This window comes from Streptomyces cadmiisoli (assembly GCF_003261055.1).
Lineage (GTDB): Bacteria > Actinomycetota > Actinomycetes > Streptomycetales > Streptomycetaceae > Streptomyces > Streptomyces cadmiisoli.
The window spans coordinates 8,126,162-8,138,301 of sequence record NZ_CP030073.1 but is presented as its reverse complement, the minus strand read 5'-3'; the positions used below and the strand labels follow the sequence as shown (position 1 = coordinate 8,138,301).

General features: G+C 72.2%; 11 protein-coding genes and 1 riboswitch. All 11 genes read right to left on the bottom strand.

The annotated features are described in order from the left end of the window. Nucleotides 1-341: 341 nt before the first annotated feature. Complete coding sequence (locus DN051_RS35865; RefSeq protein WP_112442667.1) at nt 342-1,649, bottom strand: bifunctional class I SAM-dependent methyltransferase/N-acetyltransferase; 1,308 nt, start codon at nt 1,647-1,649, stop codon at nt 342-344. Between the two features lie 498 nt (nt 1,650-2,147). Then, a complete protein-coding gene (locus DN051_RS35860; protein ID WP_381275481.1) occupies nt 2,148-2,867 on the bottom strand; it encodes a (2Fe-2S)-binding protein in 720 nt (239 codons plus the stop codon). 90 nt (nt 2,868-2,957) lie between these two features. After that, nucleotides 2,958-3,776, bottom strand: a complete 819-nt coding sequence (locus DN051_RS35855; protein ID WP_112440817.1) for a heme ABC transporter ATP-binding protein — start codon at nt 3,774-3,776, stop codon at nt 2,958-2,960. Then, the gene (locus DN051_RS35850) at nt 3,773-4,771 is read right to left on the bottom strand and encodes a FecCD family ABC transporter permease (RefSeq protein WP_112442663.1); all 999 of its coding nucleotides are present in this window, start codon (nt 4,769-4,771) and stop codon (nt 3,773-3,775) included. The genes DN051_RS35855 and DN051_RS35850 overlap by 4 nt, the downstream gene beginning before the upstream one ends. Before the next feature lie 125 nt (nt 4,772-4,896). Then, the gene (locus tag DN051_RS35845; RefSeq protein WP_112440815.1) at nt 4,897-5,886 is read right to left on the bottom strand and encodes an ABC transporter substrate-binding protein; all 990 of its coding nucleotides are present in this window, start codon (nt 5,884-5,886) and stop codon (nt 4,897-4,899) included. 130 nt (nt 5,887-6,016) lie between these two features. After that, nucleotides 6,017-6,406, bottom strand: coding sequence for a (2Fe-2S) ferredoxin domain-containing protein (locus DN051_RS35840; RefSeq protein ID WP_112440813.1), 390 nt, complete (start codon nt 6,404-6,406; stop codon nt 6,017-6,019). Between the two features lie 40 nt (nt 6,407-6,446). Continuing rightward, nucleotides 6,447-6,637, bottom strand: a riboswitch (cobalamin riboswitch). A gap of 273 nt (nt 6,638-6,910) precedes the next feature. After that, on the bottom strand, nt 6,911-7,990 hold the full coding sequence (locus tag DN051_RS35835; RefSeq protein WP_112440811.1) for an enoyl-CoA hydratase/isomerase family protein: 1,080 nt from the start codon (nt 7,988-7,990) through the stop codon (nt 6,911-6,913). 170 nt (nt 7,991-8,160) lie between these two features. Next, the gene (locus DN051_RS35830; RefSeq protein WP_234388577.1) at nt 8,161-8,376 is read right to left on the bottom strand and encodes a twin-arginine translocase TatA/TatE family subunit; all 216 of its coding nucleotides are present in this window, start codon (nt 8,374-8,376) and stop codon (nt 8,161-8,163) included. Between the two features lie 146 nt (nt 8,377-8,522). Continuing rightward, nucleotides 8,523-9,344, bottom strand: a complete 822-nt coding sequence (locus tag DN051_RS35825) for a family 1 encapsulin nanocompartment shell protein (protein ID WP_112440809.1) — start codon at nt 9,342-9,344, stop codon at nt 8,523-8,525. Then, entirely contained in the window at nt 9,325-10,419 is a 1,095-nt protein-coding gene (locus DN051_RS35820; RefSeq protein WP_112440807.1) for a Dyp-type peroxidase, read from the bottom strand. The genes DN051_RS35825 and DN051_RS35820 overlap by 20 nt, the downstream gene beginning before the upstream one ends. A 221-nt stretch (nt 10,420-10,640) precedes the next feature. Further along, entirely contained in the window at nt 10,641-12,053 is a 1,413-nt protein-coding gene (locus DN051_RS35815; protein WP_246040704.1) for an NsdA family TPR-like regulatory protein, read from the bottom strand. Nucleotides 12,054-12,140: the final 87 nt, after the last annotated feature.

The following is a 12,140-nucleotide window of genomic DNA, read 5'->3' as shown; positions in this document are numbered from 1 at the left end:
CGGCGGCCGGTGCCCGTCGGTGGCTTGCGATGTCCTGCGGGCTGCGCCCTTGGCCTGGTTCGAAGTGCTCGGCCAGCGATCGTGCGGGGTCGCGGACCCGGGCGGGCCCACGCACCGCGTCCGGGACGCCGGTACCGCCGGAAACCCGACGCGGGCCCGGGCGCCGCCCCACCGCCCCGGTCGGACTTGGCGATCGCGACCATGCTCCCGCACGCCACCGGCTGCCCGGCGCCCGGCCGCGGATCCCCGCGCCGGGCGGTTCCGCCACCGCCGGACGGACCGCTCCGGTCACGAACCGGCGGTGGTGCCCCGGGGCATGGTCCCGGGGCACCCCGCAGACATCAGACGCCGAAGGCGGCCGGGTACCGGATGGTTCCGGCGGGGAGCGGGCGGGTGTCGTCGAGCGACATGGCCATCATGGCCTCGTCGGGCACCTCGAACGGGGCACGGATGCCGAAGCGGGAGGCCGGGGTGAAACCGAACCGCGGGTAGTAGTCGGCGTGGCCCAGCACGACGACCAGGTTCTCTCCCCTCGCCCGGGCCGCTTCCAGGGCGGCGCTGACGGCGGCCGAACCGGCCCCGGTGCGCTGCGCGGAGGGGAGCACGGCGCACGGCGCCAGGGCGAGGGCGGGTGCGCCGTCGACATGGCACCGGGTGAGCAGCGCGTGCCCGACCGGCGTGCCGTCGGAAGCGGTGGTGATCATGGAGAGTCCGTCGATCCACGCCTCCGGGTCGGCACGCAGGGCCTCGACGAGGTCCGCCTCCTCGGCGGTGGGGAAGGCGGCGAGGTTGATCGCGCGAACGGCCGGGATGTCGGCGGTGGTCTCGGGGCGGGTGGTCCAGTCGGTCATGGCGGTTCCGTTCGTGAGGGTGCCGGTGCTGTGGTCGTGGGGCTGGAGGACGTAGGCGGCGTAGTCGTAGGCGCTGCCGTGCTCGCGCCGCATGGTGATCTCCTCCTGGAGTGCCGTGAGCGCCTGCGTCATGCCGGGCACCCGTGGGTCCGCTCGCGGTATGCGCTCCGTGAGCGGTGTGCAGTACTCGGGCCACCAGTCGCCGTCCGGCAGCGGCCAGTGGGCTCGGACCCGGTAGCCGGCCGCCTGCGCGGCGTCGGCGTTGGCGGAGTGCGTGCGCAGCGGGTACATCGCGTCCCAGTGGGCGCGGACCGGTTCCGCGGGTGCGGGCACGGTCCACTCGATCTCGGTGACGACGAGGACCCCGCCGGGGGCGAGCAGGCGGCGCCAGGCGCGCAGGGCGGTGTCGAACCCGATGTTGTAGACGGAGCCCTCGGCCCAGACCACGTCGAAGCTGTGGTCCGGGAAGGGCAGCTGGTCCATCGAGCGGTTGAGGACCGTGACCCGGTCGGCCAGGCCGCGGCGGGACGCCTCGGCGGTGAGGCTGTCCAGGAACGGCTGGTGCAGGTCGACGGCGGTCACGTGTGCGCCGGCCTCTTCGGCCAGCAGCAGTGCGGAGCGGCCGGGGCCGCAGCCCGCGTCCAGCACCCGCGGGTGCTCCGGCAGCGGCCCGGCGGCCGCCGGCAGGCGGCGCGTGGTGGCGTCCGAGCCGGGGCCCTGCCGGGGCAGACCGTCGTGCAGGTTGAAGAACGCCTCGGTCACCGCGTCGTGGCCGGGGGCCGGTTCGGGTCTGTCGATGCCGTTCACGGGCGGGGCTCCCGGCGTCGGTGGGCGGTGCCGGAACTCCGGAGGACGTCGGACGTGCCGACGTCGCGCGAGTCGCGTGTGGGACGCACGACGCGGGCCGGGGCCGGCCCGGCGGGGCGATCCGGTGCGAGGGTGCGTCCGGCCCGCTCGGCGGGGCGGCGCGGTGCGAGGGCGCGTCGCGCCCACGCGTCGTCAGGACCGTGGTCCGTGGGACATGGCGGGGCGTGCGCGAAGGAAGGTCGGGACAACCATGAAGGTCGGGACAACATACGTAGAGACCCTTGAACAGGGACCCCGATGCGAACGGAGCATTGCCTCGGGTGAGCCGTCAGGGCTCTGCCGAGGCTTCGATGTCAGGTCAGACCGGGGCCCGGGACGTGAGGATGGTCCGGCGGGCACTGCACAGGGCAGTGGTCTCCACGACAGTCATCAACTCACCTCCCGCATCTGGTCCCGCAGCCGACCCGGTTGTCGTCGCGCGCGTCAACGCTAACACGTCGGGCCACGCGATCCGGCCGGTCCGGTCAGGGAGCAGTCCTCGCACTTCACCCCGGACGGCACGCGGTAGTACAGGCAGCAGCTCCGGCGGCGGAAACGCAGATCGGGGCCGACGACGGTTCCCGTACCGGCCAGCCGGCCGGTGCGCAGCAGGTCGTCCAGGAGGGCGCCGAGAGTGCGGCGAAGGTCCGGTCGGGCCGCCACGATCGCGCGCGCCGACTCGGCCAGTGCCGAGGCGGCGTTCCCGGCCGACAGTCCGGGCGCCACCTTGACGCGGAGGCCGGCCGCCAGCACGTCGAGGTGCTGCGCGACCACGACCTCGTACAGGACGTCCGTCAGGTGCGGGGCATCGTCCGCGTACCAGCCGGTCGGCCGCTCGGGCAGGTGCAGTGCCGGACCGTCGTCGGCGCGCCGCAGCCCGTGCAGGTCGGGGACGATCCCGTGCAGGACGGTGCAGGCCAGCACGGGTGACCACAGGCGCGCGGCGTGCCCGAGCTGCACGATGGAGGCACCGACGCGCAGTTCGCGGGTGCCGTAGCGGTCGGCCTTCGCTGCGATCAGGTCCGCGCAGCCGGCCGCGTAGCTGTCCTCGACCGGGTGCCGGCCCTGGTCCGTGCCGCCCGGTTCGATCGTGAAGAACGGGCCGAGGGCCGCCACGTCCTCCAGGGCCGCGGCGACGGCTCCGGCGGGGGCCCGCCGCAGGGTTTTCACATCGACTCCCACGCATCAGGGCGCTGCGCCGTGCAGGGCCACGGAACGCTCGGTCTCGGCCGGGTCGCCGCGGACCGGGCAGGACGCCGGTCACCTCCGCCCGAGTGGATCGCCGACCAGGGTGATGTTCGGAATCCCGGTACGGGGGTGCGGCGCGACGTCGGCGTCGACTCGGTAGACCTCGGAGAGGAGTTCGCGGGTGAGGACCTCCTCGGGGGGTCCGGTCGCCACCACACGTCCGCCGTCCAGCACGCAGATTCGGTCGCAGAACGCCGCAGCCAGGTTGAGGTCGTGCAGGGCGACGACGGCGGTCACGCCGAGGCGTCGTACGAGGCGCAATGTGTCGAGCTGATGGCGCAGGTCCAGATGGTTGGTCGGCTCGTCCAGCACCATCGTTCCCGCGCACTGGGCGAGCGCGCGGGCGATCAGCACCCGCTGTTTCTCGCCGCCCGACAACTGGCTGAAGGGGGCGTGCGCGAGGCCCGCGACATCGAGTTCGCCCAGGGCGCGCACGATGATGCCGCGGTCCTCGGCGTCGTCGCCCTCGAAAGCCCGTTTGTGCGGAGTGCGGCCCATGGCCACCACCTCGTGCACCGAGAGTTCGAAGTCCCCGGCGGACTCCTGGAGGACGGCGGCCAGCCGGCGGGCCAGGCCCTTGCCGGACATCCGGCGGATGTCCTCGCCGTCCAGCAGCACCCGCCCCGAGGTCGGCCGCAGCGCCCGGTACACGGTCCGCAACAGGGTTGATTTCCCGGCGCCGTTGGGGCCGACGAGCCCCACCACCTCGCCGGGGGTGACCCGGAGCGACACGGCGTCCACCAGCGCCCGGCCGCCCACGACCACGGAGACGTCCTCGACGACCAATGTGCCGGCCGCCGTCGGCACGGGTCCCGTGACCGGCTGCGTCATACGGACCTCCGTCGCATCAGCCAGAGGAAGAAGGGACCGCCGACGAGCGCGGTGAGTATCCCCACGGGGATCTCCTCCGGGGTCATGAAGGTGCGCGCGGCCAGGTCCGCCGCGATGAGGAAGGCCGCGCCGAGCAGCGCCGCGGCGGGCAGGGCGCGGCGGTGGTCGGCGCCGACCACCAGCCGCACCACGTGCGGCATGATCAGGCCGACGAAGCCGATCTGGCCGCTGACGGCGACGATGGTGCCGATCATGACGGCGACGAGGGTGAACAGCGCGGCGCGGAAGCGGTGCACGTCCAGGCCGAGCGCGACGGCGGCCTCCTCCCCCGCGAGGAGAAGGTTGAGCGAGCGGGAGACGCCGAGCAGCACGGCCGTACCGAGCAGGACGGCGGCGCCCGGGATCCACACCACCGTCCAGGTCGTGCCGGCCAGTCCGCCGAGCATCCAGCGCAGCGCCGACTGCGTCTTGTGCGGGTCGTTCGAGGTGACGACCAGGAAGCTGGCGAGCGCGGACAGCACCTCGGCCGTCGCGACCCCCGCCAGCACCAGCCGCACCGTCGTCATACGTCCGCCGGACCGGGCCAGGAAGTACACGGCGACCAGGGCGGCCAGCGCCCCGATGAACGCGGCCACCGGCAGGGAGAACATCCCGAACAGGCTGAGGTTGAAGACGACGACCAGGACCGCGCCGACCGAGGCGCCCGACGACACCCCGAGCAGCATCGGGTCGGCGAGGGGGTTGCGCACCAGAGCCTGGAGCGCCATGCCGCAGACCGCGAGTCCGGCACCCACGACGCCGGCCAGCAGCACCCGGGGCAGCCGGACGTCCACGACGATCGTCTCGCGGACCGGTGTCCAGGTCGGATCGGCGAGCGAGGGATGCACACGGTGCAGCAGGATGCCCCAGACCTGTTCGGGCGGGATGCCGATGGATCCGAGCGCGATCCCGAACGTGGCCGCCACGCCCAGCAGTACGGCCAGCAGCGCGAGCACGAGCGGGTAGGGGACCCCGGGGCGGCGGACGGCGGCGGCACCGGCAGCCGCCCCGCCCCTCGTCCCCCCGGTCGCACCGGCTGGCTCCTTCGCCTCCGCCACACGCGTCGCGTCGGGAGCGCCGGTCACTCGAACCGGTCCGGGTGGAGTTGGCGGGCCAGGGACTCGACGCCGGACGGCACCCGGACGCCGAGCACCGTGGACGACAGCGGAAGCACCGCGAACCGCTTGTTCCTGATGGCGGGGATGTCCTTCAGCGCCGGGTTCGCCAGAAGGAACTTCTTCTTGTCCTCGACCGGCTGGTCCCCGTAGTCGTAGATGACGATGACCTCGGGGGCGCGCTCCGCCACCTGCTCGAACGAGACGTCGCCGAAGGCCTTGTCCAGGTCCGCGAAGAGGTTCGCACCGCCGGCCTGCTCGATCATCTCGTCGCCGATGCCCGCGCCGCCCGCCGTGAAGGCGGTCTTGTCGCCGCTGTCGTACACGAAGACCTTCACCGGGGTGGCTCCGGCGAGCTTGTCCGTGACCGTGTCCAGCGTGCCGTGGAGCTCCTTCAACTGCCGCTCCGCCCGGTCCGGCACGCCGAAGATCTTCGCCACGTTCCGGATCTCCCGGTCCATCGTGGACATCGTCACCGGACCGGTCGCGCACCCCTCGATGTTCAGGTAGGTGTTGATCCCCGACTCGGTCAGGGCGGCGCGGCTGCGGCCCTCCTTCTCGTCGAAGGCGCTGGCGAAACCGCCGTAGACGAAGTCCGGTTCGGCGGTCAGCAGCGTCTCGAACGACGGGTACTCCTCCGCCAGGACCTTGATGCCGTCGTAGGCCCCCTGGTACTCGGGAAGGATCTTGTCATCGAGGTAGGAGGTCCCCACCATCGACTTCTCCAGCCCCAGCGCCAGCATGACCTCGGTCGCGTGCTGGTTCATCGACACCGCGCGCCGCGGGGGCCGCTTGAAGGTCGTCTTCACGCCGCAGTTGGACACGGTGAGCGGGAAGCCCTCGACGGCGGGGCCGTTCGGCGCGGCGTCCTCGGGGGCGGGAGCACCGCCGCAACCGGACAACAGGAGGGCCACTGCCATGGCCGACAGCAGGGTTGGCGGGCGCTTGCCCATCATGAGGCGGATCCTCTCACCGCGAAATGGTTCTGGACGGTCCGGAGGGTGGTCCGGAGGCTGTTCGGAATCGGGGGATCCGGCGCAGATCGCTGGTGCGGGCGCGCCGGTGGGAGCGACGGCGGGCCGCGGGTCAGCCTGCGTCGGTGAGCGGCCCGGAGCGGGCCCGCCGGGGTGGGGTGAAGGCGTAGAGCTCCAGGATGTCCGGCAGCGCGGCGACGCCCGGTCCGCCGACCCGTACCCAGGCGGCGATGTCCTCGGTGGCGGCGCTGTCGTTGACGAGGCCGAACCAGGCGGGCCGTCCGCCCGCCGCGCGCCCCTCGGAGGAGGGCTGTACGACGATGACGTTCGCGTGGTCGCACACGTCGAGGCAGTCGGAGACGCGGACCGGCGCCTCCTCGGCGAGCCGCGCGGTCTGCCGCGCGTGGTCCACACCGCTCACCTTGGGGCTGCCGCAGCAACAGTCGCGGCACACCACGAACCGGCACGGCAAGGAGCCGACCGGCGACGGCTTTCCGGGCATACCGACGAGCCCACCTCTCCGGGGAAATCCGCCCCAGTCACTTCGAGGAGGCGACCGCGTGAGTCTCCTGGCTCTCGGGTCAGTGCTCGTCCCGGCCTTCCCACCCACAAGGGGGCAGTGGTCTGTTCGGGATCCGCTCGCCGATCACAGTGGCGGGACCGCGCCGGATTCACACCGGCTTCCTCGTTCCGCCGTCGCCCTGTTCGCGGGACATCATGACAGAAAGATCTCTCTGTCATAAGCCCGGGGCCGGACGGGCCGGGCGGCGCACGGCGCCGCGCGCCGCCCGGGCAACGGCGGGTGAGCGCCCTGACGGCTCGCTCGCGCCGTCGACGAACGAGCCGTCACGGGGTCGGACACGGGCCGCCCGACAGCGGGCGTCCCAGAGAGGCACACAACCGTGTGGAGCGGCGTACCCGAGTCGTCGGGCGTCCCCTCAGCCGGACGAATCCGCCGCCGGACACGCTACGAAGGCGTCGGCGCCGGACAGGGCCCACGGCCTGTTCACCGGGCCGTCTCCGCGACGGTGACGCGGTCCGCGAGAGCCAGTTCACGCTCGCCGAGCGGGGTGAAGAAGCGCGCGACGTCGGCGTCGGTGACCTCGCTCAGAGAAGCCGGCGACCAGCGCGGGCTGCGGTCCTTGTCGATGACCTGGGCGCGGATGCCTTCCACCAGATCGGGGCTGGTCAGCGCGGCGCAGGAGATGCGGTACTCCTGTTCCAGGACCCGCTCCAGGGAACCCAGTCGCCGGGCGCCGCGGAGAGCGGCCAGCGTCACCTTCAGCGCGGTGGGCGATTTGGCGAGCAGCGTCTCGGCGGTCTCCTTGGCCACCGCAGAGCCGTGCGCGAGCAGGCGCCGCACGATCTCCTCGACGGTGTCGGCGGCGTAGCAGGCGTCGAGCCACTCCCTGTGCTCCGCCAACTCCCCCCGCGGCTGCTCCTGTACATGACGGGCGACCGCCGCACGCGCGGGAAGTTCGGCCAGATCGGCGACCAGCGCCCCGAGTGCGGCCGACGGCACACAGTGGTCGGCGAGCCCGCACAGCAGGGCGTCTCCGGCGCCGATCTGCGCGCCCGTGAGTGCGAGGTGGGTGCCCAGTTCGCCGGGTGTCCGCGTGAGCAGGTGGGTGCCGCCGACATCCGGTACGAAGCCGATCCCGGTCTCGGGCATGGCGATCCGGGATCGCTCGGTGACGATCCGGATGCCGCCGTGCGCGGAGACGCCCACACCGCCGCCCATGACGATGCCGTCCATGACGGCCACGTACGGCTTGGGGAACCGGGCGATACGGGCGTTGAGGCGGTACTCGTCGCGCCAGAACGCGGCGGAGGCGGTACCGTCGCCGTCCCTGGCGTCGTCGTGGATGGCGCGGATGTCTCCGCCGGCGCAGAGGCCGCGCTCACCGGCTCCGGTGAGGACGACGGTCTCCACGGCCGGGTCGCGCTCCCAGACGGTGAGTGCCTCGTCGATGCGGCGCACCATGGCGTGGTTCAGGGCGTTGATGGCTCGGGGCCGGTTGAGGGTGATGTGGGCGGCACGTCCGGCGGTGTGCAGCAGGACGTGGTCGGCGTCGCCGCCGGTCATCCGAACGCCTCCGCCGGGCCGCGGGCCACGATGACGCGCATGATCTCGTAGGTCCTTCCAGGGTCTGATGGGTCCGCTCACGGACGATCTTCTCACCACCCTGGTCGCCGAGTTGCGGCCGGAGCCGCCGTGCGGGCCCAGCGTCCCGGCCGGCGACCGGGGCACGTCCGTCAGGCGCGAGCCGAAGGATCGTCGCGCTCGACGATCTTCCCCTGGACGACGCGCCCCGAGCTGTCCCGGGCCTCGGGGGCGTCCTGCTCCTTGAGCGCCTTGCTCTCGCTCTTGAGGATACGAGCCGCTTTGCCCGCAGAGCGTGTGAGTTCGGGCAGCTTCCTGATCCCGAGGACCACCACGACGACGAGGAGGATCAGGGCCAACTCGCTCATACCGAACATCAGGTCTGCTCTCTTCCGGGGCGGACGACGGCCGTCGGTCGCCCTGCCGACGCACCGCGATCTACAGTGCTGTAGAAGTCTCCCCCGACACGCGCCCGCCGAACAAGCCCGTATCCGGCCCGCCGCGTCGAGCGGGCTCATCCGCCGCCGGCCGTCGGTCCCGCCGCCGCCAGTGCCACCACGGCCTCGGAGGTGTACACCAGGAAGGTCAGCGTCTCCTGGAAGTACAGCCGTACGCTGCTGTCGTTGTGCGACAGGTAGCCGATGGACAGGTCCTGGCCCAGCCGCAGTTCGAAGTCTCCGCCCCGCGTGGACAGCAGGAACGCCCCGTCGATCGCGGGCGCCCAGACGATGTCGCCGTCCAGCAGCGGGCCGATGTGCTTGATGATCGGGTATCCGTGGTCGGCGGTTTCGCTGACGGCCGTGTACGCCTCGGCACTGAGCGCCAGCGTGTACGCGCCGCCGACACCGGCCAGGCGCAGCGCGGACACGGCCTGACTGACGGCGTCCGGATAGTCGCGCACGTCCTGCGGCAACGTCAGGGGCGGGTTCGAGGAGCCTTCGCGAAGGCCCGTGATGCCGGCCGCGGCGTACCCTTCGAACACCGCCCGGTCCTCGGCGAACGCCATCTGGCGGGCGGCGTCCTTGACGGGCTGCCAGTCCGCGTCCTTCGCCCCTCGCGCGACGTCGTCGACCTGCCGGCGATCCACGGTGAAGGGCACACGCAGCTCGACGACGGGCTGGGAGCGGCGCGTGTGCGCGACGACGCCCTCGGCCGGAGCGTCCACGGCGCCCAGATGGCCGGTGCCCACCGCGGCGAGTTCCGGACCGCCCGGCTCCGGGACGTCGACGATCCGGCGGGCCGCCACATGGCGCCTGAACGTGCGTCGCGCTTCTTCCTCGAGGTCGGCCCATGCGACGTCGGAGATGGGCGCCAGTTCACGATGCAGGTTGTTCATCGGTGGTGCTCGCCTTCAGGTCGCCGATCCCCAGGGTGACGTCCACCGGACCGGCTCCGGCGTCCGACGGCACGTCAGCATCGGCATCGGCTTCCGCATCGGCGTCGGCGTCGGTCTTCACGCCCGCGGCGGGCGGATCGGGCAGGTCGTCGAGGAAATCGGTCGTCGGCACGTGGAACAGCGATCCCGTGACCGCGGTCGAGAAGTCCAGGATGCGGTCGTGGGACGCCGGGGGGTCGCCCAGGAACATGCGCTCCAGCATCGTCTCGGTCACCGTGGGGGTGCGGGCGTAGCCGATGAAGTAGGTGCCGAACTCGCCCTCCCCCACGCTGCCGAAGGGCATGTTGTCGCGCAGGATCTCGTGTTTCGTCCCGTCCGGATCCTCGATGGTGGTCAGGGCCACATGGGAGTCCGGCGGCTTGATCTCGTCGGCGAGTTCGATGTCGGACAGCTTCCTCCGTCCGATCACCATCTCCTGCGCCTCCACCGGAAGGGCGTTCCACGCCCGCAGGTCATGGAGGTACTTCTGGACGATCACATAGCTGCCTCCCGTGAACTGCGGGTCCTCGTCGCCGATCAGGACCGCCGCACTCGCCACCGGCCCCACCGGGTTCTCGGTCCCGTCCACGAAGCCGAGCAGGTCACGCACGTCGAAGTACTTGAACCCATGGACCTCGTCGAACACCGTGACACTGCCGCGGAGACGCTCCATGATCTCGGCGGCCAGCCCGAAGCAGAGGTCCAGCCGGGCGGCCCGGATGTGGAAGAGCAGATCGCCGGGGGTCGACACCGCACGGTGCCGGGCCCCGACCAGCTCACGGAACGGGTGCAACTCCGCGGGGCGCGGCCCGGTGAAGAGGCGTCCCCACACCTTCGGCCCGATGCCGGTGACGCAACTCAGCTTCCCGTTCGGAGCCCGGAAGCCGACCGCCCGTTGCAACCCCGTCATATCGGAGAGCAGCCCGCGCACCACCCGCTCGCCGCCCGGATCCACCGTCACCACCAGGAAGATCGCGGCAGCGGTCAGCGGCGCCAACACCGACTGGGGAACCGGCCCTGGAGAGCATCGGGCCATGAGCCAAACCCCTTCCCGGTCATCACGGGCGGGCCGTCACGCACCCCCGGAGACACCTGTCCCGTGGCCGTCGGAACCGGCCGGGCGTGGACGAATCGGCCGATCAGCGTGGAAAGACGTGGCGGGAAACACCTCCTTCACTGTAAGTCGGGCACTCCGGCACCCGCCACCGCGGAGGGTTCCCGTCGGGCGACCGGCCACCGTGTGTGAGGCTGTGAGGCTCACCGGGCGCAGGCGGACAGTTCGGCGAGGAAGGGACGGGCCTCCGGTGCGGTGCGCCAGCGGGCGAGGTGGGATCCGAGGGTGCGCAGGTGTTCCTTGGCACGCTCGGACTCGACGGTTCTGAGCACGTCCAGGCACTGCCGCCCGGCATGCAGGGCGGCGTCCAGTTCCCCCCGCTGGGCGTGTGTCGTTCCGACGACGGCCAGGCGCATGCCGTGGCACCGTGTGTAGCGGTTGGCGGGCAGGGCCGCCATGTTGTCCCAGCGAAGCGCGACGTCCGGCTTGTTCAGGTCGCGGAAGACCTCGACCGCGTCGGTGACGATCCGTGCGTGCCCGAAGAAGTCGATCCACTCCGGGGTGTCCGGTGCGCCGTGGCCCCTGACGCAGAGGTCCTCGGCGGTCGCCAGGGCGCGGCAGGCCGACGGCTCGTCGCCCACCCGGGCGTGTGCGCGGGCCTCGATGAGCTTGGCGAAACCGCGGACCGAGGCCGCCTGCGGACCGCCGGCCCGCAGGTACGCGCCCTGCGTCATGTCGATCGCCTCTTGCGGGTGTCCCCGCAGCAGGGCCTGCATGGCCATGGTGGTCAGGACGTAGGCGCCGAGCGCACGGTCGTCCGCCGCGCGCGCGAGCCGCAGGGACTGGATGAAGTGCCGCTGCGCGACCTGGTCCCTGCCCGCGTCGAACGCGACCCACCCGGCGAGCCTGGCCAGTTGGGAGGCGGCACCGAACAACTGGGCGCCGACCTTCTCCGAGTAGGAGCCGCGCAGCAGCGGGGCGGTCTGCGTGAACAGACGCGCGGGCACCGAGGCCGTACGCCAGCTGCCGCCGCCGTAGCGGGAGTCCCAGCGACGCACTTCGTCGGCGGCGCGTTGCAACTCGCCGACCTCTTCCGCGCCGACCCGGGGCCCGTCGCCGGGTGCGTGGGCGCCGTCCGCGGGCTGTGTCAGCCAGCGCAGGAAGGGGGTGGAGAAGGCAGAGACGGTGAAGGGCGCGCTGCTGATGAATTCGCGTCTGTTCACGTGGCTCCAGTAGTCGGCCGCTTCGACGAGCGCGGCGGTCTTGGTCCGGGGGAAGCCGAGCCCGTCACCGGGCTCCTGCCCGGCTCCCGGAGCGGCGACGAGACCCGTCTCGACGACGGTCACGCGGCGGGCGAGGCGTTCCGAGAAGGTCTCGGCGATCAGCTGTGGAGCCGGATGCCGGGGCACCATGCCTCTGCGGCACCAGTTGGCGACCGAGGTGTGGGTGTAGCAACGGGACAGACCGCGCAGGGCGGCCAGTTCGTTGACCCGCCTGGCCAACGCCTTGTGGCTCAGGCCCGACAGCTCCAGCAACCGCAGGAGGTGGCTGTTCGGAGCCGGCGTGCTCGAGGCCTGCCGGGACGTGTCGCCGCGTGCCGCCGGTGAAGTGCTCACAGGATCACCGCCCTCGTGGGTGGAACTCAAGCGTGCCGCACATCACGGGCCTTTGGGCCCATGAGTGGCGCTATGAGCCCCCTCGTG

Coding starts and splice junctions, on each gene's coding strand:
- DN051_RS35840 (WP_112440813.1), bottom strand. CDS start 6,406: ATGCCCGGAAAGCCGTCGCCGGTCGGCTCCTTGCCGTGCCGGTTCGTG.
- DN051_RS35845 (WP_112440815.1), bottom strand. CDS start 5,886: ATGATGGGCAAGCGCCCGCCAACCCTGCTGTCGGCCATGGCAGTGGCC.
- DN051_RS35855 (WP_112440817.1), bottom strand. CDS start 3,776: ATGACGCAGCCGGTCACGGGACCCGTGCCGACGGCGGCCGGCACATTG.
- DN051_RS35830 (WP_234388577.1), bottom strand. CDS start 8,376: ATGAGCGAGTTGGCCCTGATCCTCCTCGTCGTCGTGGTGGTCCTCGGG.
- DN051_RS35835 (WP_112440811.1), bottom strand. CDS start 7,990: ATGACCGGCGGCGACGCCGACCACGTCCTGCTGCACACCGCCGGACGT.
- DN051_RS35820 (WP_112440807.1), bottom strand. CDS start 10,419: ATGGCCCGATGCTCTCCAGGGCCGGTTCCCCAGTCGGTGTTGGCGCCG.
- DN051_RS35825 (WP_112440809.1), bottom strand. CDS start 9,344: ATGAACAACCTGCATCGTGAACTGGCGCCCATCTCCGACGTCGCATGG.